Source organism: Bacillus sp. 205(2023) (genome assembly GCF_037027485.1).
In the GTDB taxonomy this organism is placed as follows: Bacteria; Bacillota; Bacilli; order Bacillales; family Bacillaceae; genus Bacillus; species Bacillus halotolerans.
This window is the reverse complement of sequence record NZ_JAXCHF010000012.1, coordinates 40,719-60,283: the sequence shown is the minus strand read 5'-3', so window position 1 is coordinate 60,283 and position 19,565 is coordinate 40,719. Positions and strand designations below refer to the sequence as shown.

Here is a 19,565-nt window from a genome sequence, read left to right as displayed (position 1 = left end):
TAACCTAATGTCTAATGATGTCACATCTGTTATCTAGTTTTGAGAGAACACTCTCAATTGTTTGGTGGCGATAGCGAAGAGGTCACACCCGTTCCCATGCCGAACACGGAAGTTAAGCTCTTCAGCGTCGATGGTAGTCGGGGGTTTCCCCCTGTGAGAGTAGGACGCCGCCAAGCAATTAACAAAAGGGCAGCTCATATGAGCTGCCCTTTTTTGCGTTCTGCTTATTAGTATCATAAAATTTCATTTAGTTATATAATATAATAACTTCACAGAGAAATTTTAAGTGAATAATCAGGTTTTATGGATTTAGAAAATGGAAATACTTAAGATAGAGCGAGAAAGTTGAAAATTCTCGAAAAACACCTTATAGTAAGATTAAAGTCAAATATAGTCAAAGTCAATAAAGGAGGGGGTTGAGTGGGACATAATATTTCTGACATCATTGAACAGTACTTGAAACAAGTGTTAGATCAAAATGGCAAGGAAATTTTAGAGATTAAACGGAGTGAAATTGCAGATAAATTTCAATGTGTTCCTTCCCAAATAAATTATGTCATCAACACCAGATTTACAAGCGAGAGAGGATATATTGTTGAGAGCAAACGCGGGGGCGGCGGTTATATCAGAATCATTAAAATTAAAATGAATAATGAAGTTGTCCTAATCAATAATATTATTTCTCAAATTAATACCCATTTGTCTCAAGCAGCCTCTGATGACATTATTTTAAGGCTATTAGAAGACAAGGTGATCTCTGAAAGAGAAGCAAAAATGATGGTCAGCGTGATGGATCGCTCAGTACTGTACATTGATTTGCCTGAACGTGATGAATTAAGAGCGAGAATGATGAAAGCTATGCTGACCGCTTTAAAATTAAAATAAGCGGGTGAAAAGATTGATTTGTCAAGAGTGCAATGAGAGACCAGCCACTTTTCACTTTACAAAGGTTGTTAACGGAGAGAAAAAAGAGGTTCACATCTGCGAACAATGTGCAAAAGAACATAGCGATTCATATGGTATAAGTGCAAGTCATGGTTTCTCTATTCATAATTTACTATCAGGTTTACTGAACATGGATTCTTCATTTCAGAATGCTGGAACACAAATGTTCAGCCATTCCGAGCAAATATCTGCTTGTCCGAAGTGCGGAATGACATTTCAGCAATTTAGAAAAACCGGCCGATTTGGCTGTGCCGAATGTTATAAAACATTTCATAGCAACATTACACCGATCTTACGCAAAGTTCACAGCGGAAACACTGTGCATGGCGGGAAAATACCGAAACGTATAGGCGGCAACCTGCATGTCAGACGACAGATCGATATGCTGAAAAAAGAATTAGAAGCTTTAATACAACAAGAAGAATTTGAAAATGCAGCCCATGTGAGAGATCAAATTCGTTCATTAGAACAGTCACTCAAAAGTACAGATAGTGAGGAGGAACAGGGGTAATGTCGCTAAAGCATTTTATTCAGGACGCATTAAGCAGTTGGATGAAGCAGAAAGGCCCTGAAAGTGACATTGTACTCAGCAGCCGCATACGTTTAGCTAGGAACTTTGAAAATATTCGGTTCCCTACGCGATATTCCAATGAAGAAGCCTCATCCATCTTACAACAGTTTGAAGAACAGTTTTCAGAACAAGAAATTCCCGGTGTCGGCAAATTTCTTTTGATCAGAATGAACGACGCACAGCCTTTAGAAAAACGGGTGCTTGTTGAAAAGCATCTCATCAGCCCTAATTTGACAGAGTCTCCTTTTGGCGGCTGTTTGCTTTCTGAAAATGAGGAAGTAAGCGTCATGTTGAATGAGGAGGACCACATAAGAATTCAGTGTCTTTTCCCAGGATTTCAGCTTCCGCAAGCAATGAAAGCTGCAAACCAAGTTGATGACTGGATTGAGGAAAAGGTTGATTATGCATTTAGTGAGCAAAGAGGTTACTTAACCAGCTGTCCTACAAATGTAGGTACGGGCTTAAGGGCTTCAGTCATGATGCATCTTCCGGCACTGGTTTTAACTAGGCAAATAAATCGAATTATACCGGCTATTAATCAATTAGGCTTAGTTGTTAGAGGAATTTATGGGGAAGGCAGCGAAGCAGTAGGAAATATCTTTCAAATTTCAAATCAAATCACGCTTGGAAAGTCGGAGCAGGATATTGTCGATGACCTTAACAGCGTAGCTGCCCAACTGATTGAACAGGAACGATCTGCCCGAGAAGCGCTTTACCAAACCTCTAAGATTGAGCTTGAGGATCGTGTGTATCGATCCTATGGAGTCTTGTCCAATTGCCGAATGATAGAATCGAAAGAAACTGCAAAGTGTCTTTCAGATGTTCGGTTGGGTATAGACCTAGGCATTATAAAAGGACTTTCAAGCAATATACTTAATGAACTGATGATTTTAACACAGCCGGGATTTTTACAGCAGTACTCGGGAGGCGCTTTGCGTCCGAACGAAAGAGATATACGAAGAGCGGCTCTTATCAGAGAACGGCTTCACTTAGAAATGAATGGGAATAGACAGGAGGATGAATCGATATGATGTTTGGAAGATTTACAGAACGAGCTCAAAAGGTACTGGCACTTGCACAGGAAGAAGCACTTCGTTTAGGTCATAATAATATCGGCACTGAGCATATTTTATTAGGACTGGTGCGAGAAGGAGAGGGCATCGCTGCTAAAGCACTTCAAGCGCTTGGACTTGGTTCAGATAAAATCCAAAAAGAAGTTGAGAGCTTAATTGGGCGCGGACAGGAAATGTCTCAAACGATTCATTATACTCCGAGAGCTAAAAAAGTCATTGAGCTATCAATGGATGAGGCCAGAAAACTCGGCCATTCTTATGTGGGAACAGAGCATATTCTTCTTGGACTTATTCGCGAAGGTGAAGGTGTGGCTGCGAGAGTGCTTAACAATCTCGGAGTCAGCTTAAATAAAGCAAGACAGCAAGTGCTTCAGCTTCTTGGAAGTAATGAAACAGGTTCATCAGCGGCTGGAACAAACAGCAATGCGAATACGCCTACACTAGATAGCCTGGCAAGAGATTTAACAGCGATTGCGAAGGAAGACAGCCTTGATCCGGTTATCGGCAGAAGCAAAGAAATTCAGCGTGTCATTGAAGTGCTGAGCCGCAGAACGAAAAACAATCCTGTTCTGATTGGGGAACCGGGCGTAGGGAAAACGGCTATCGCAGAAGGTCTTGCACAGCAAATTATCAATAATGAAGTTCCCGAAATTTTACGGGATAAACGCGTTATGACATTAGACATGGGAACAGTGGTTGCCGGTACAAAATATCGCGGTGAATTTGAGGATCGTTTGAAGAAAGTTATGGATGAAATCCGTCAGGCCGGAAACATCATTCTATTCATTGATGAGCTCCATACACTAATCGGAGCGGGCGGAGCAGAAGGTGCCATTGATGCATCCAACATTTTGAAACCTTCACTTGCTCGCGGAGAACTTCAGTGCATCGGTGCGACAACTCTTGATGAGTACCGTAAATATATTGAAAAAGATGCAGCTCTGGAACGCCGTTTTCAGCCAATCCAGGTTGATCAGCCGTCTGTAGACGAAAGCATTCAAATCCTAAAAGGCTTGCGTGACCGATATGAAGCCCACCACCGCGTTTCTATCACTGACGAAGCCATTGAGGCTGCGGTTAAGCTTTCTGACAGATATATCTCTGACCGTTTCCTTCCGGATAAAGCTATTGACTTGATCGATGAAGCGGGTTCAAAGGTCAGATTGCGTTCCTTTACAACGCCTCCTAATTTAAAAGAGCTTGAACAGAAACTTGATGAAGTTCGTAAAGAGAAGGATGCTGCGGTGCAAAGCCAAGAATTTGAAAAAGCGGCTTCCTTGCGTGATACGGAACAGCGTTTGCGTGAACAAGTGGAAGATACGAAAAAATCATGGAAAGAGAAGCAGGGACAGGAAAACTCAGAGGTTTCTGTGGATGATATTGCGATGGTTGTATCCAGCTGGACTGGGGTGCCTGTATCAAAAATCGCTCAAACTGAAACTGATAAGCTTCTTAATATGGAGAGCATTCTTCATTCCCGTGTCATCGGCCAAGATGAAGCTGTTGTAGCCGTTGCTAAAGCGGTCAGACGTGCAAGAGCAGGGCTAAAAGACCCTAAACGCCCAATCGGCTCATTCATTTTCTTAGGCCCTACAGGTGTAGGTAAAACGGAGCTTGCACGGGCACTTGCTGAGTCTATCTTCGGTGATGAAGAAGCCATGATCAGAATTGATATGTCTGAATACATGGAAAAACACTCGACTTCTAGACTTGTAGGTTCACCTCCAGGGTATGTGGGATACGATGAGGGCGGCCAATTAACAGAGAAGGTAAGAAGAAAACCATACTCTGTTGTGCTTCTTGATGAAATTGAGAAAGCGCACCCTGACGTCTTCAATATCCTCCTTCAAGTTCTTGAAGACGGACGATTGACTGATTCTAAAGGCCGTACAGTTGATTTCCGCAACACGATTCTGATCATGACGTCAAACGTCGGAGCAAGTGAGCTGAAACGCAACAAATATGTCGGCTTCAACGTTCAGGATGAGACGCAAAATCATAAAGACATGAAGGATAAAGTGATGGGTGAGCTGAAACGTGCGTTCAGACCGGAATTCATCAACCGTATTGATGAAATTATCGTCTTCCATTCACTCGAGAAAAAACATCTGGCTGAAATCGTGTCATTGATGTCTGATCAATTAACGAAACGTCTTAAAGAACAGGATCTTTCTATTGAATTGACGGAAGCTGCGAAAGCAAAAGTCGTGGAAGAGGGCGTAGACCTTGAATATGGTGCCCGCCCGCTCAGAAGAGCCATTCAAAAACATGTGGAGGATCGTTTATCTGAAGAGTTGCTCAGAGGTAACATTCATAAAGGACACCATATCGTTCTTGATGTAGAAGATGGCGAATTTGTCGTAAAAACGACTGCTAAAACGAATTAATATAGAAGACGAAAATGAGGCATACAGCATGTAAGTGTATGCCTCAATTTCGTATCAAGAAATAGAACAAGGGAGAGGTCTTACATTATTTATGGCTAAAACAAAATCCAAATTCATCTGCCAATCCTGCGGCTACGAGTCTCCAAAATGGATGGGGAAATGTCCGGGCTGCGGTGCTTGGAATACAATGGTGGAAGAAATGATTAAAAAAGCACCGGCCAATCGGAGAGCGGCTTTTTCTCATTCTGTTCAAACCGTACAGAAACCTTCCCCCATAACATCAATCGAAACATCAGAAGAACCCCGGGTTAAAACACAGCTCGGCGAGTTTAACAGAGTGCTCGGCGGCGGTGTGGTGAAGGGCTCACTTGTTTTAATTGGCGGGGACCCCGGCATCGGAAAATCGACCTTATTACTGCAAGTATCCGCTCAGTTATCTGGTTCAACACGTCATGTTCTGTACATTTCAGGAGAAGAATCGGTAAAACAAACGAAATTAAGAGCAGACCGTCTGGGCATAAATAATCCCTCACTGCATGTTTTATCCGAAACCGATATGGAGTATATTTCGTCTGCTATAGAAGAGATGAATCCAGCGTTTGTGGTTGTTGACTCTATTCAAACGGTCTACCAAAGCGATATTACATCGGCTCCCGGCAGTGTGTCACAGGTAAGAGAGTGTACAGCCGAGCTGATGAAAATTGCAAAGACAAAAGGTATCCCGATATTTATTGTAGGTCACGTAACGAAAGAAGGGTCCATCGCGGGGCCGAGACTGCTGGAACATATGGTTGACACTGTTTTATACTTTGAAGGAGAGCGTCACCATACTTTCCGAATCTTACGGGCTGTAAAAAACCGCTTTGGTTCTACAAACGAAATGGGTATTTTTGAAATGCGGGAAGAAGGGCTCACTGAGGTACTGAATCCTTCGGAAATCTTCTTAGAAGAGCGTTCGGCGGGATCTGCGGGGTCGAGCATAACGGCTTCTATGGAAGGCACAAGGCCGATTCTTGTTGAAATTCAGGCGCTCATCTCGCCAACAAGCTTTGGCAATCCGCGGCGCATGGCAACAGGGATAGATCATAACAGGGTGTCACTGTTAATGGCTGTGTTAGAAAAAAGAGTAGGTCTGCTGCTGCAAAATCAGGATGCATATTTGAAGGTAGCGGGCGGCGTCAAACTTGATGAACCTGCGATTGATCTTGCTATAGCGGTCAGTATCGCATCAAGCTTTAGAGACACACCTCCAAATCCTGCAGATTGCTTTATAGGAGAAGTGGGATTAACCGGAGAAGTCCGCCGGGTATCAAGAATTGAACAGCGTGTAAAAGAAGCGGCAAAGCTTGGTTTTAAACGCATGATCATACCTGCGGCAAATCTGGATGGATGGACGAAACCAAAAGGGATTGAGGTCATCGGAGTAGCAAATGTTGCAGAGGCACTTCGTACTTCATTAGGAGGATAATAGATGGAAAAAGAGAAAAAAGGGGCGAAACATGAGTTAGACCTGTCTTCTATTTTGCAATTTGTTGCTCCTGGAACACCGCTCAGAGCGGGGATAGAAAATGTACTGAGAGCAAATACAGGCGGTCTGATTGTTGTTGGATATAATGATAAAGTAAAAGAAGTGGTGGATGGCGGTTTCCACATTAACACTGCTTTTTCTCCGGCGCATTTATATGAACTGGCTAAAATGGATGGTGCGATTATTTTAAGTGATTCTGGTCAAAAGATCCTATATGCCAATACACAATTGATGCCTGAAGCCACAATTTCTTCGTCAGAAACAGGAATGAGGCACCGCACCGCCGAAAGAGTAGCTAAGCAAACCGGCTGTCTCGTTATCGCAATTTCTGAGAGAAGAAATGTCATAACGTTATATCAGGAAAGTATGAAGTATACACTAAAAGACATAGGATTTATTTTAACAAAAGCGAACCAAGCTATTCAAACTCTAGAAAAATATAAAACAATTCTGGATAAAACGATTAATGCACTAAACGCATTAGAGTTTGAGGAACTCGTTACATTCAGCGATGTTCTGTCTGTGATGCACCGTTATGAAATGGTGCTGCGAATCAAAAATGAAATCAACATGTATATCAGGGAACTGGGAACAGAAGGTCATTTGATTAAGCTGCAGGTCATCGAACTGATTACGGATATGGAAGAAGAGGCTGCTTTATTTATTAAGGATTATGTGAAAGAAAAGATTAAAGATCCATTTGTCCTTTTAAAAGAGCTCCAGGATATGTCCAGCTACGATTTGCTTGATGATTCCATTGTTTATAAGCTGCTTGGTTATCCGGCTTCTACAAATCTTGATGACTATGTTCTGCCTCGAGGATACAGGCTGCTAAATAAGATTCCGCGCCTTCCGATGCCGATTGTGGAGAATGTGGTGGAGGCATTTGGCGTTCTGCCGAGAATTATTGAGGCCAGCGCAGAAGAATTAGATGAAGTAGAGGGTATCGGTGAAGTACGAGCCCAAAAAATCAAAAAGGGCTTAAAACGCCTTCAAGAGAAGCATTATTTAGACAGACAGCTATGATTTTCGGTTAAAACCATATCTTTACGGGTATATTATTGTTGGTTTTTGTTTATTCTGATATTCGTAGGTGGCGTAAAACTTGTGAAATACAATAATTTTCTTTAAAGGAGGTGGGGGTATGTTAAAACGAATAGTTCAGGCGTTCTTCATTATCTTCGGCGGCGTTGTTGGTATATTTTTAATACCTGAATTGTTTGTACTGTTAAGTTTACAGGACATACCTTTAATAACAAACGCATATACGTCTGCGGCAATAGGTGCAATTATCTTTTTTCTCATCAGTATATGGGGTACAGATTACGTTGTGAACTGGGTTAAGTGGATAGAGGATTCATTATTAAAAGCGCCGGTTCCAGATTTGTTATTTGGAAGTCTTGGCTTAGTATTTGGACTTATAATTGCTTATCTTATCGTAAACGTTATTCCTTTAGACAATATACCTTACCGCATACTCAGCACAATCATCCCTGTGTTTTTAGCTTTCTTTCTCGGTTATCTTGGCTTTCAGGTGGGCTTTAAGAAAAAGGATGAATTGATCAGCCTATTCTCCATTTCCGCCAGAATGCAAAAGAAAAAAGGAACAGCTGACGAAGAGCACGAGGTCCAAGACAAAAAGCTGAAAATCCTGGACACAAGTGTTATTATTGATGGGAGAATTGCAGATATTTGCCAGACTGGTTTTTTAGAGGGGATTATCGTGATTCCGCAGTTTGTCCTTGAGGAATTGCAGCATATCGCTGACTCCTCAGATGTGTTAAAACGCAACAGAGGGCGCCGCGGTCTTGATATCCTGAACCGCATTCAAAAAGAATTAGATATTAAAGTTGAAATTTATGAAGGTGACTTTGAAGATATCCAGGAGGTTGACAGCAAGCTGGTCAAACTCGCTAAACTGACATCCGGAGTCGTTGTGACGAATGATTTTAATTTAAATAAAGTGTGCGAGCTTCAGAAGGTAGCAGTGTTAAACATTAATGATCTTGCCAACGCGGTCAAGCCTGTTGTGCTTCCGGGTGAGGAAATGAATGTTCAGGTCATTAAAGACGGCAAAGAGCATAATCAGGGAGTCGCTTACTTGGATGACGGCACTATGATTGTCGTTGAAGAAGGACGGAATTATATCGGAAAACACATTGATGTTCTCGTCACAAGCGTGCTGCAGACAGCAGCGGGACGAATGATTTTTGCCAAGCCTAAGCTGTTGGAGAAGGCGCTGTAAAGGGAGAAAGAACAATGAATTATGATGTGGTAATTCTTGCGGCCGGACAGGGGAAACGGATGAAGGCAGGGAGAAATAAACTGTTTATTGAGCTGAAAGGAGAACCGGTTATCATTCACACTTTACGGGTGTTTGACAGCCATCGTCCGTGCGGCAGAATCATTTTGGTGATTAACGAGCGCGAACGGGACGACTTTCAGCAATTGCTGAACCAATATCCGTTTCAAACCGCTATCGAGCTTGTAGCAGGCGGAGATGAACGCCAGCACAGTGTTTATAAGGGGCTCAAAGCCGTTAAACAAGAAAAGATTGTCCTCGTTCACGACGGCGCTCGTCCTTTTATAAAGCATGACCAGATTGACGAACTGATTGCTGAAGCGGAGCAGACCGGAGCGGCCATCCTGGCTGTTCCGGTAAAAGATACGATTAAACGCGTTCAAGATTTAGAAGTCAGTGAGACGATTGAACGTTCAAGCTTGTGGGCTGTCCAAACGCCACAAGCTTTTCGTCTTTCTTTATTGATGAAGGCTCACGCTGAGGCAGAGCGCAGAGGGTTTTTAGGAACGGATGACGCGAGTCTCGTCGAACAGCTGGAGGGCCGTTCGGTTCGTGTTGTAGAAGGTAACTATACAAATATTAAGCTGACGACTCCTGATGATTTAACGTCAGCTGAAGCTATCATGGAAGCAGAAAGTGGGAATAATCATGTTTAGAATCGGACAAGGTTTTGATGTGCACCAATTAGTAGAGGGCCGGCCTCTCATTATCGGCGGAGTTGAAATCCCGTATGAAAAAGGATTGCTCGGACATTCTGACGCGGATGTATTATTGCACACCGTTGCTGACGCATGTCTCGGAGCTGTCGGGGAGGGCGACATCGGCAAGCATTTCCCTGATACAGATCCGGAGTTCAAGGATGCTGATTCGTTTAAATTACTTCAGCATGTCTGGGGGCTTGTGAAACAGAAAGGGTATGTACTTGGAAATATTGACTGTACGATCATTGCACAGAAGCCGAAGATGGCGCCGTACATAGAAGACATGAGAAAAAGAATCGCTGAAGGGCTTGAGGCAGAGGTTTCCCAAGTGAATGTTAAAGCGACCACGACCGAAAAGCTTGGATTTACAGGAAGAGCGGAAGGAATAGCCGCTCAAGCCACAGTGCTGATACAAAAAGGCTAACTTGTTTTGATGCCCGGTCTATTTGGTGGTAGAATAGATGCATACATTTAGCCTGAGGCCATACATGAGATGAAAGGAAGTATATGAAATGGGAAACGAAGTACGCGTCCGTTATGCACCGAGTCCAACAGGACATTTGCATATTGGAAATGCCAGAACGGCGCTTTTTAATTATTTATTTGCCCGCAACCAAGGCGGCAAGTTTATTATCCGTGTTGAGGACACTGATAAAAAACGCAACATTGAGGGCGGAGAACAAAGCCAGCTCAACTATTTAAAATGGCTTGGCATCGACTGGGATGAGAGTGTGGATGTCGGCGGAGAGTACGGCCCATACCGTCAGTCAGAGCGTAACGATATCTATAAGGTTTACTATGAAGAGCTGCTTGAAAAAGGGCTTGCTTATAAATGTTTCTGTACAGAAGAAGAACTTGAAAAAGAACGTGAAGAGCAGATTGCCCGCGGAGAGATGCCGCGTTATTCCGGAAAGCACAGAGATCTGACTCAGGAAGAACAGGAAAAATTCCTTGCAGAGGGCAGAAAGCCGAGTATTCGTTTCCGTGTCCCTGAAGGAAAAATCATTGCGTTTAATGATATTGTAAAAGGTGAAATTTCTTTCGAATCTGATGGCATCGGCGACTTTGTTATTGTGAAAAAAGACGGAACGCCGACTTATAACTTTGCAGTAGCTGTGGATGACTATCTAATGAAAATGACGCACGTGCTGCGCGGTGAGGACCATATTTCGAATACACCAAAACAGATCATGATCTTTCAAGCGTTCGGCTGGGATATTCCTCAGTTCGGCCACATGACGCTGATTGTAAATGAAAGCCGTAAAAAGCTCAGTAAACGTGATGAATCAATTATTCAATTCATTGAGCAATATAAAGAGCTTGGCTACTTGCCGGAGGCGCTGTTCAACTTTATCGGCCTGCTGGGCTGGTCGCCGGTGGGAGAAGAAGAGCTTTTCACAAAAGAAGAGTTTATTGAAATTTTTGATGTAAATCGTTTATCTAAATCACCAGCTCTGTTTGATATGCATAAGCTGAAATGGGTCAACAACCAATATGTGAAAAAATTGGATCTTGATCAGGTTGTTGAGCTTACGCTTCCGCATCTTCAAAAAGCCGGCAAAGTTGGCAATGAGCTTTCTCCTGAAGAACAAGAATGGGTTCGCAAACTGATTTCTCTATATCATGAGCAATTGAGCTACGGTGCGGAAATTGTTGAGCTGACTGATTTGTTCTTTACGGATGAGATCGAGTATAATCAAGAAGCAAAAGCTGTTTTAGAAGAAGAACAGGTGCCTGAAGTGCTCAGCACATTCGCTGCGAAGCTTGAAGAGCTGGAGGAGTTCACTCCGGACCAGATCAAAGCTTCTATCAAAGCAGTGCAGAAAGAAACAGGTCATAAAGGGAAAAAACTGTTTATGCCGATCCGTGTTGCTGTAACAGGCCAAACTCACGGTCCTGAGCTTCCGCAATCAATTGAACTGATCGGAAAAGAATCTGCAATTCAGCGGTTGAAAAATATCTAAATAGATGATTGTTGACAGGGAAGAGTATAAAGCTTTAGACCAATACAGAAAGGATCTTCATTGGCTGAGAGAGATCCAGGAGTCGGGTTTTAGAAGTGCGCCCTTAAGACCTTTGAAGAACGTTTTTTGAAATCAGTATTCAAAGGCGGCCGCCGCCGTTACAGGCTGAAGTTGGGAGAGCAGGAGTCTGCTTTTCAAACAGAGTGGAACCGCGCGGTCAAAGCGTCTCTGTCATGTTTACATGCAGAGGCGCTTTTTTTATTGGGTCTAGAGGAAATAGATAGATGATAGCGGGTAGAATGGGGGGAAGCATGTGTTTTTTAAAATGCTCAAAGAAGACATTGGTACGGTGTTCGATCAAGATCCTGCAGCACGAAGTTATTTTGAAGTGATTTTAACTTATTCCGGTTTACATGCTATATGGGCGCATCGGATTGCACATGCTTTATATAAACGAAAATTTTATTTCCTTGCACGCCTTATATCTCAGGTGAGCCGATTTTTTACAGGAATTGAAATCCACCCAGGGGCTACGATCGGAAGAAGATTTTTCATAGACCATGGGATGGGGGTTGTCATTGGGGAGACATGTGAAATCGGCAATAACGTAACCGTTTTTCAGGGGGTTACCCTTGGAGGAACGGGGAAAGAAAGGGGCAAAAGGCATCCGACAATTAAAGATGACGCATTGATAGCGACAGGTGCTAAAGTGCTCGGTTCAATAACTGTCGGTGAAGGCTCTAAAATAGGGGCTGGTTCAGTTGTGCTGCACGATGTTCCGGACTACTCTACAGTTGTCGGCATCCCGGGAAGGGTTGTCGTGCAAAACGGCAAGAAAATCAAACGGGATTTAAACCATCAGGATTTACCCGATCCGGTTGCTGACCGGTTTAAGTCTTTGGAACAGCAGATTTTAGAGCTGAAGACGGAACTTGAAGACAGAAAAGAAAGGATTAATCAAAAATGACAATCACTCTTTATAATACATTGACTAGACAGAAGGAAACGTTTGTTCCTCTTGAAGAGGGAAAAGTGAAAATGTACGTGTGCGGACCGACGGTTTACAATTATATTCATATTGGAAATGCCCGTCCGGCCATCGTTTATGACACGGTTCGAAACTATTTGGAGTATAAAGGCTACGATGTCCAATATGTCTCTAACTTCACAGATGTAGATGATAAATTAATTAAAGCAGCAAATGAACTTGGTGAAGATGTTCCGACCATTTCTGAGCGTTTTATTAAGGCATACTTTGAAGATGTGGGCGCTCTTGGCTGCAGAAAAGCGGACCTTCATCCGCGCGTCATGGAAAACATGGACGCGATTATTGATTTCATAGATCAGCTGGTGAAAAAGGGCTATGCTTATGAATCTGAAGGGGATGTTTATTTCAAAACAAGAGCATTTGAGGGATACGGAAAACTCTCGCAGCAATCGATTGATGAATTGAGATCTGGCGCGCGCATCCGAGTTGGCGAGAAAAAAGAAGATGCTCTTGATTTCGCTCTGTGGAAAGCGGCTAAAGAAGGAGAAATCTCTTGGGATAGCCCTTGGGGGAAAGGACGTCCGGGCTGGCACATTGAATGCTCTGCGATGGTGAAAAAGTACTTAGGTGATCAAATTGATATCCATGCAGGCGGCCAGGATTTAACATTCCCTCACCATGAAAATGAAATTGCTCAATCAGAAGCGCTGACTGGCAAAACATTTGCGAAATACTGGCTTCATAACGGCTATATCAATATAGATAATGAAAAAATGTCAAAGTCACTCGGCAACTTTGTGCTTGTGCATGACATTATTAAACAGCATGATCCGCAGCTGCTCAGATTCTTTATGCTGTCTGTTCACTATCGTCACCCAATTAACTATTCAGAAGAGCTTCTGGAGAACACAAAGAGCGCGTTTAACCGGTTGAAAACAGCGTACAGCAACCTTCAGCACCGTTTAAACAGCAGCACGAATTTAACAGAAGATGATGATAAATGGCTTGCAAAGATTGAAGAACATCGAACAGCATTTGAAGAAGCAATGGATGATGATTTTAATACAGCGAATGCCATTTCTGTTTTATTCGATTTGGCGAAGAATGCGAACTATTATCTTCAGGAAGATCATACGGCAGATCACGTTATTACAGCGTTTATTGACATGTTTGACCGAATTGTTTCTGTCCTCGGTTTCTCACTGGGTGAGCAGGAGCTTCTGGATCAAGAGATTGAAGATTTGATTGAAAAAAGAAATGAAGCGCGCCGCAATCGTGATTTTGCTCTGTCTGATCAGATCCGCGACCAGCTGAAAAGCATGAATATCATTCTTGAAGATACGGCTCAAGGCACTCGCTGGAAACGGGGAGAATAACGGATGCTTGATTTTGAAACGATAAAAGATTCAAAGCAGCTTAACGGCCTTGCGCTTGCTTATATAGGTGATGCCATTTTTGAAGTTTATGTGAGGCATCACCTGCTTAAGCAGGGATTTACCAAACCAAATGATCTTCACAAGAAATCAAGCCGGATCGTATCGGCAAAGTCACAGGCTGAGATCCTTTTCTTTCTGCGGAATCAATCATTTTTCACGGAAGAAGAGGAAGCGGTGCTGAAAAGAGGCAGAAATGCCAAGTCGGGAACGATTCCTAAAAATACAGATGTGCAGACGTACCGCTATAGTACAGCATTTGAAGCACTGCTGGGCTATCTTTTTCTTGAGAAAAAAGAAGAAAGACTGAATCAGCTTGTTGCTGAAGCTATACAATTCGGAACGGTCAGGGAGGAAAACAAATGAGTCAGCAACATGATTACGTCATAGGAAAAAATGCAGTGATCGAGACGTTAAAATCAGATCGCAAGCTGTATAAGCTGTGGATGGCGGAAAACACCGTAAAGGGACAAGCACAGCAGGTGATTGAGCTTGCGAAAAAGCAGGGCATCACCATTCAATACGTCCCTAGAAAAAAACTCGACCAAATGGTGACAGGGCAGCACCAAGGTGTAGTGGCGCAGGTCGCAGCGTATGAGTACGCGGAACTGGACGACTTATATAAAGCGGCAGAGGAAAGAAATGAACAGCCTTTCTTTCTCATTCTGGACGAGCTTGAGGACCCTCATAATCTCGGTTCAATTATGAGAACAGCTGATGCAGTCGGCGCCCATGGTATTGTGATTCCAAAACGCAGAGCTGTCGGTCTGACAACTACTGTAGCAAAGGCTTCAACAGGCGCAATTGAGCATATTCCAGTCGCAAAGGTCACCAATTTGGCGCGAACGCTAGAGGAAATGAAAGAGCGGGGAATCTGGGTTGTCGGAACGGATGCATCCGCGCGGGAGGATTACCGCACAATGGACGGCAGCATGCCTTTGGCTCTCGTCATCGGAAGTGAAGGAAAAGGAATGGGACGCCTGATTAAAGAAAAATGTGATTTTCTTATTAAACTCCCGATGGCAGGTAAAGTTACTTCACTCAATGCATCTGTAGCGGCGGGGCTTTTGATGTATGAAGTCTACCGGAAGCGAAACCCTCTGGGAGAATAATGATCAATGGATATCCTGTTAGTAGACGGATACAACATGATTGGGGCATGGCCGCAGCTGAAGGATTTAAAAGCGAACAGTTTTGAAGAGGCGAGAGACGTACTGATTCAGAAAATGGCGGAATATCAATCGTATACAGGAAACAGGGTTATTGTCGTATTTGACGCGCATCTTGTGAAGGGAATTGAGAAAAAACACACTAACCACAGAGTTGAAGTGATTTTCACAAAAGAAAATGAGACTGCGGATGAGCGGATAGAAAAGCTGGCACAGGATCTGAATAACATTGCGACTCAAATTCATGTTGCGACCTCTGACTACACTGAGCAGTGGGCGATTTTCGGACAGGGGGCATTGCGAAAATCGGCCCGGGAGCTCTTGAGAGAGGTAGAAGCGATAGAAAGGCGAATCGAAAGGCGGGTAAGAAAGATCACTTCCGAAAAGCCAGCGGGTAAAATTGCTTTATCGGAAGAGGTTTTGAAAACGTTTGAAAAATGGCGGAGGGGCGACTTAGATTAAGTTGACGCTTTTTTGTCCAGTAATGTATAATATTTCTATCTACGTGCGCCGGGGGGATCGGAGTGAATCTACAGAACAACAAGGGAAAATTCAACAAAGAGCAGTTTTGCCAGTTGGAGGACGAGCAGGTCATTGAAAAGGTTCATGTTGGGGACAGTGATGCGTTAGATTACTTGATTACGAAGTACCGAAACTTTGTTCGTGCAAAAGCAAGATCCTATTTTTTAATAGGTGCGGACAGAGAAGATATTGTTCAGGAAGGAATGATAGGCCTCTATAAGTCTATTCGTGACTTCAAAGAGGACAAGCTTACCTCTTTCAAAGCTTTCGCAGAATTATGTATTACCCGCCAAATTATTACCGCAATAAAGACAGCTACTCGCCAGAAACACATTCCTTTGAATTCCTACGTCTCATTAGATAAACCGATTTTTGATGAAGAATCAGACCGAACGCTGCTTGATGTCATTTCGGGAGCGAAAACGTTAAACCCAGAAGAAATGATTATCAATCAGGAAGAATTTGATGATATTGAAATGAAAATGGGAGAACTTTTAAGTGATTTAGAGAGAAAAGTACTTGTATTATATCTAGACGGAAGAAGCTACCAAGAGATTTCAGATGAGCTGAACCGCCATGTGAAATCGATCGATAACGCCCTTCAGCGAGTCAAACGCAAGCTGGAGAAGTACCTGGAAATTCGCGAGATCAGTTTGTAATAGGGATTTATGGTATATTGACAGTATTTTTCTGACTATGATATGTTACTTAAGATAAGAACTAATGTCTATTTAGAAAAAGGTGTAATGACATGAGAAAAAAGATTACGTTAGCATGCAAAACATGCGGAAACCGTAACTATACGACAAAGAAGAGCTCTGCATCAGCGGCTGAGCGATTAGAAGTAAAGAAATACTGCAGTACTTGCAATTCACATACAGCTCATCTTGAAACAAAATAGTGTTTGCGCTTTTAAATTGTGGAGGTCTTTTACATGCGTATTATGAGATTCTTTAAAGATGTTGGGAAAGAAATGAAAAAGGTAAGCTGGCCTAAAGGAAAAGAGTTAACTCGCTATACCATCACGGTTATTTCAACAGTTATCTTTTTTATTATCTTTTTTGCCCTCCTTGACACAGGAATTTCTCAATTAATTCGTTTAATAGTTGAATAATGATCAGCAATACGTGCTATAATAGATCATAATATCACTTGCCAAAACCCGTTCAGCGGGTTTTTTATTGTGGGTTAAAAATGAAAGTTATCATAGGCTTACCGCCTATTTTTTGCATGAAGCGTTATGGTAGTACACTAAAACCAAATGCGGGGAGGGAAGGACTGGACAGTCCTGAAGAGAATGGAAAAGAATTGGTATGTTGTTCACACGTACTCTGGTTATGAGAACAAAGTAAAAGCCAACTTGGAAAAACGTGTTGAATCAATGGGGATGCAGGATAAGATTTTTCGTGTAGTCGTACCTGAAGAAGAAGAGACAGATATCAAAAACGGCAAGAAAAAAGTCGTTAAAAAGAAAGTATTCCCTGGTTACGTCCTTGTTGAAATCGTAATGACGGATGATTCTTGGTATGTTGTCCGCAATACACCAGGTGTTACTGGGTTCGTAGGTTCTGCCGGCTCTGGTTCAAAACCGACGCCGCTTCTTCCTGGCGAAGCAGAAACCATTCTGAAGAGAATGGGTATGGACGAACGCAAAACTGACATTGACTTTGAATTAAAAGAGACAGTGAAAGTGATAGACGGACCTTTTGCCAACTTTACGGGATCAATTGAAGAGATTGACTACGATAAAAGCAAGGTTAAAGTTTTCGTTAATATGTTCGGCCGTGAAACGCCGGTTGAGCTGGAATTTACCCAGATCGACAAATTGTAATGTGAAAAAACTTGAAATTGCTATATATAAATGATAATATAGCAAAGGTACGTCTTGGACTTATCCAAGGCAGCTAGCTTGATATTTCGTCATTCATATAAAGAATGAAACCTTGAGTGGGAGGGTTTACCCTATTACCACATCACGGACTTAAGGAGGTGTGTCTCGTGGCTAAAAAAGTAGTAAAAGTTGTAAAATTGCAAATTCCTGCTGGAAAAGCTAACCCAGCGCCGCCAGTTGGACCTGCACTAGGTCAAGCCGGTGTTAATATCATGGGATTCTGTAAGGAGTTTAACGCTCGTACAGCTGACCAAGCTGGTTTAATCATTCCTGTTGAAATTTCGGTTTACGAAGACCGTTCATTTACATTTATTACAAAAACTCCGCCTGCTGCAGTATTGCTTAAAAAAGCAGCTGGAATTGAGTCTGGTTCTGGTGAACCAAACCGTAATAAAGTGGCAACCGTTAAGCGCGATAAAGTACGCGAAATCGCTGAAACGAAAATGCCTGACTTAAACGCAGCAGACGTTGAAGCGGCAATGCGCATGGTTGAAGGTACTGCACGCAGTATGGGTATTGTAATCGAGGATTAATTTGTTTCTTGTCGGGTTGCGAGTTTTCACAAGTTCGCAACCCTTATTCGTGGGAGGTTATTCCGCTATAACCACATAAGGAGGAAATTTTAAAATGGCTAAAAAAGGTAAAAAGTACGCAGAAGCTGCTAAGCTTGTAGATCGTGCGAAAGCTTACGATGTTTCTGAAGCAGTAGCTCTCGTTAAAAAAACAAACACAGCTAAATTCGACGCTACAGTTGAAGTTGCATTCCGTCTAGGGGTTGACCCTCGTAAAAACGACCAGCAAATCCGCGGAGCAGTTGTGCTTCCAAACGGAACTGGTAAAACTCAGCGCGTTCTCGTTTTCGCAAAAGGCGAAAAAGCGAAAGAAGCTGAAGCTGCTGGTGCAGATTACGTTGGAGATACTGACTACATCAACAAAATTCAACAAGGCTGGTTCGATTTCGATGTAATCGTAGCTACACCTGACATGATGGGTGAAGTTGGTAAAATCGGTCGTGTACTTGGACCAAAAGGTTTAATGCCAAACCCTAAAACTGGTACAGTTACTTTCGAAGTTGAAAAAGCAATCGGCGAAATCAAAGCTGGTAAAGTTGAATACCGCGTTGATAAAGCTGGAAACATCCATGTTCCTATCGGTAAAGTTTCTTTCGAGGATGAAAAACTTGTTGAGAACTTCACAACAATGTATGATACAATCCTGAAAGCAAAACCTGCTGCAGCAAAAGGTGTTTACGTGAAAAACGTTGCTGTAACTTCTACTATGGGACCTGGTGTCAAAGTAGACGCTTCAACTTTCAACGTAAAATAATATTGACATGAATTCAACATTCTGATATGATTCAAAATGTTGTAAAATATAATATATCATTTATACCGTAGACAGTAGGGGCTTAACAGCTTAATATCCTACCGAGGTGTATATTATCACAGCTATTACGTTACGTATGCTTGTATATACAGCCTCCATGTCTCATGGAGGCTTTTTATATGGAATCCGTTTCTCAGTCGTGATCACCTGACGGTATAAGTGTTACACAAGAATCTACAGGAGGTGTAACCATGAGCAGCGCAATTGAAACAAAAAAAGTTGTTGTTGAAGAAATTGCTTCTAAATTAAAAGAAAGCAAATCAACGATCATCGTTGATTACCGCGGACTTAACGTTTCTGAAGTAACAGAACTTCGTAAACAGCTTCGTGAAGCTAACGTTGAGTTCAAAGTTTACAAAAACACAATGACTCGCCGTGCGGTTGAACAAGCTGAACTTGATGGTTTGAATGATGTCTTAACTGGACCGAATGCAATTGCATTCAGTACTGAGGATGTTGTCGCTCCAGCTAAAGTTCTTAACGAGTTTGCTAAACAGCATGAAGCTCTTGAAATCAAAGCTGGCGTTATCGAAGGTAAAGTTTCTACTGTTGAAGAAGTGAAAGCTCTTGCTGAACTTCCATCACGCGAAGGCTTGCTTTCTATGTTGCTTAGCGTACTTCAAGCTCCAGTTCGCAACCTTGCTCTTGCTGCAAAAGCTGTGGCAGATCAAAAGGAAGAACAAGGCGCTTAATCTAATCAGTTTT

General features: G+C 42.5%; 21 protein-coding genes, 1 rRNA gene, 1 pseudogene and 2 other annotated features. All 23 genes and pseudogenes read left to right on the top strand.

Annotated features, from left to right (window positions below; genetic code table 11):
• The first annotated feature begins 60 nt into the window (after positions 1-60).
• The 23 genes and pseudogenes from rrf (at position 61) to rplJ (ending at position 19,552) form a co-directional block, all read left to right on the top strand.
• A 5S ribosomal RNA gene (gene rrf, locus WA325_RS19320) occupies positions 61-176 on the top strand.
• A gap of 244 nt (positions 177-420) precedes the next feature.
• On the top strand, positions 421-885 hold the full coding sequence (gene ctsR, locus WA325_RS19315) for a transcriptional regulator CtsR (protein WP_010332747.1): 465 nt from the start codon (positions 421-423) through the stop codon (positions 883-885).
• Between the two features lie 13 nt (positions 886-898).
• Positions 899-1,456: a protein-arginine kinase activator protein McsA gene (gene mcsA / locus WA325_RS19310; protein WP_103672506.1), complete on the top strand. Its 558-nt coding sequence runs from the start codon at positions 899-901 to the stop codon at positions 1,454-1,456.
• Positions 1,456-2,547, top strand: coding sequence for a protein arginine kinase (locus WA325_RS19305; RefSeq protein ID WP_059291687.1), 1,092 nt, complete (start codon positions 1,456-1,458; stop codon positions 2,545-2,547). Before mcsA ends, WA325_RS19305 begins: the two co-directional genes overlap by 1 nt.
• Positions 2,544-4,976: an ATP-dependent protease ATP-binding subunit ClpC gene (clpC, locus tag WA325_RS19300; protein WP_336184090.1), complete on the top strand. Its 2,433-nt coding sequence runs from the start codon at positions 2,544-2,546 to the stop codon at positions 4,974-4,976. The genes WA325_RS19305 and clpC overlap by 4 nt, the downstream gene beginning before the upstream one ends.
• 91 nt (positions 4,977-5,067) lie before the next feature.
• Entirely contained in the window at positions 5,068-6,444 is a 1,377-nt protein-coding gene (radA, locus tag WA325_RS19295) for a DNA repair protein RadA (RefSeq protein ID WP_044153447.1), read from the top strand.
• Positions 6,445-6,447: 3 nt separating this feature from the next.
• Positions 6,448-7,530: a DNA integrity scanning diadenylate cyclase DisA gene (gene disA, locus WA325_RS19290; protein WP_003242042.1), complete on the top strand. Its 1,083-nt coding sequence runs from the start codon at positions 6,448-6,450 to the stop codon at positions 7,528-7,530.
• Between the two features lie 118 nt (positions 7,531-7,648).
• Positions 7,649-8,749 (top strand): PIN/TRAM domain-containing protein, encoded by a 1,101-nt coding sequence (locus WA325_RS19285; protein ID WP_059291688.1) that lies wholly within the window; start codon positions 7,649-7,651, stop codon positions 8,747-8,749.
• Positions 8,750-8,763: 14 nt separating this feature from the next.
• Entirely contained in the window at positions 8,764-9,462 is a 699-nt protein-coding gene (gene ispD / locus WA325_RS19280; RefSeq protein ID WP_202853131.1) for a 2-C-methyl-D-erythritol 4-phosphate cytidylyltransferase, read from the top strand.
• Positions 9,455-9,931, top strand: a complete 477-nt coding sequence (gene ispF / locus WA325_RS19275; RefSeq protein ID WP_105955687.1) for a 2-C-methyl-D-erythritol 2,4-cyclodiphosphate synthase — start codon at positions 9,455-9,457, stop codon at positions 9,929-9,931. The genes ispD and ispF overlap by 8 nt, the downstream gene beginning before the upstream one ends.
• Positions 9,932-10,019: 88 nt before the next feature.
• Positions 10,020-11,471 (top strand): glutamate--tRNA ligase, encoded by a 1,452-nt coding sequence (gene gltX / locus WA325_RS19270; protein ID WP_044153440.1) that lies wholly within the window; start codon positions 10,020-10,022, stop codon positions 11,469-11,471.
• 2 nt (positions 11,472-11,473) lie between these two features.
• Positions 11,474-11,704: a binding site (T-box leader), on the top strand.
• Between the two features lie 80 nt (positions 11,705-11,784).
• Positions 11,785-12,438: a serine O-acetyltransferase gene (cysE, locus tag WA325_RS19265; protein ID WP_248339799.1), complete on the top strand. Its 654-nt coding sequence runs from the start codon at positions 11,785-11,787 to the stop codon at positions 12,436-12,438.
• The gene (gene cysS, locus WA325_RS19260) at positions 12,435-13,835 is read left to right on the top strand and encodes a cysteine--tRNA ligase (RefSeq protein ID WP_059352661.1); all 1,401 of its coding nucleotides are present in this window, start codon (positions 12,435-12,437) and stop codon (positions 13,833-13,835) included. The genes cysE and cysS overlap by 4 nt, the downstream gene beginning before the upstream one ends.
• 3 nt (positions 13,836-13,838) lie before the next feature.
• Positions 13,839-14,271: pseudogene (locus tag WA325_RS19255) on the top strand (mini-ribonuclease 3).
• Positions 14,255-15,004, top strand: a complete 750-nt coding sequence (gene rlmB, locus WA325_RS19250; protein WP_059336713.1) for a 23S rRNA (guanosine(2251)-2'-O)-methyltransferase RlmB — start codon at positions 14,255-14,257, stop codon at positions 15,002-15,004. Before WA325_RS19255 ends, rlmB begins: the two are co-directional and overlap by 17 nt.
• A gap of 6 nt (positions 15,005-15,010) precedes the next feature.
• Entirely contained in the window at positions 15,011-15,523 is a 513-nt protein-coding gene (gene rae1 / locus WA325_RS19245) for a ribosome-dependent mRNA decay endonuclease Rae1/YacP (RefSeq protein WP_105955684.1), read from the top strand.
• A 62-nt stretch (positions 15,524-15,585) separates the two neighbouring features.
• A complete protein-coding gene (gene sigH, locus WA325_RS19240) occupies positions 15,586-16,242 on the top strand; it encodes an RNA polymerase sporulation sigma factor SigH (protein ID WP_003225758.1) in 657 nt (218 codons plus the stop codon).
• Between the two features lie 92 nt (positions 16,243-16,334).
• Positions 16,335-16,484, top strand: a complete 150-nt coding sequence (gene rpmG / locus WA325_RS19235) for a 50S ribosomal protein L33 (protein ID WP_336184089.1) — start codon at positions 16,335-16,337, stop codon at positions 16,482-16,484.
• A gap of 33 nt (positions 16,485-16,517) precedes the next feature.
• A complete protein-coding gene (secE, locus tag WA325_RS19230) occupies positions 16,518-16,697 on the top strand; it encodes a preprotein translocase subunit SecE (RefSeq protein ID WP_010327716.1) in 180 nt (59 codons plus the stop codon).
• A gap of 183 nt (positions 16,698-16,880) precedes the next feature.
• Positions 16,881-17,414, top strand: coding sequence for a transcription termination/antitermination protein NusG (nusG, locus tag WA325_RS19225; protein ID WP_003225764.1), 534 nt, complete (start codon positions 16,881-16,883; stop codon positions 17,412-17,414).
• A gap of 167 nt (positions 17,415-17,581) precedes the next feature.
• Positions 17,582-18,007 (top strand): 50S ribosomal protein L11, encoded by a 426-nt coding sequence (gene rplK, locus WA325_RS19220; protein ID WP_003156430.1) that lies wholly within the window; start codon positions 17,582-17,584, stop codon positions 18,005-18,007.
• A gap of 94 nt (positions 18,008-18,101) precedes the next feature.
• Positions 18,102-18,800, top strand: a complete 699-nt coding sequence (gene rplA, locus WA325_RS19215; protein ID WP_003225765.1) for a 50S ribosomal protein L1 — start codon at positions 18,102-18,104, stop codon at positions 18,798-18,800.
• Between the two features lie 47 nt (positions 18,801-18,847).
• Positions 18,848-18,987 (top strand) — a sequence feature (ribosomal protein L10 leader region).
• 64 nt (positions 18,988-19,051) lie between these two features.
• Positions 19,052-19,552, top strand: coding sequence for a 50S ribosomal protein L10 (rplJ, locus tag WA325_RS19210; protein WP_044153425.1), 501 nt, complete (start codon positions 19,052-19,054; stop codon positions 19,550-19,552).
• Positions 19,553-19,565: the final 13 nt, after the last annotated feature.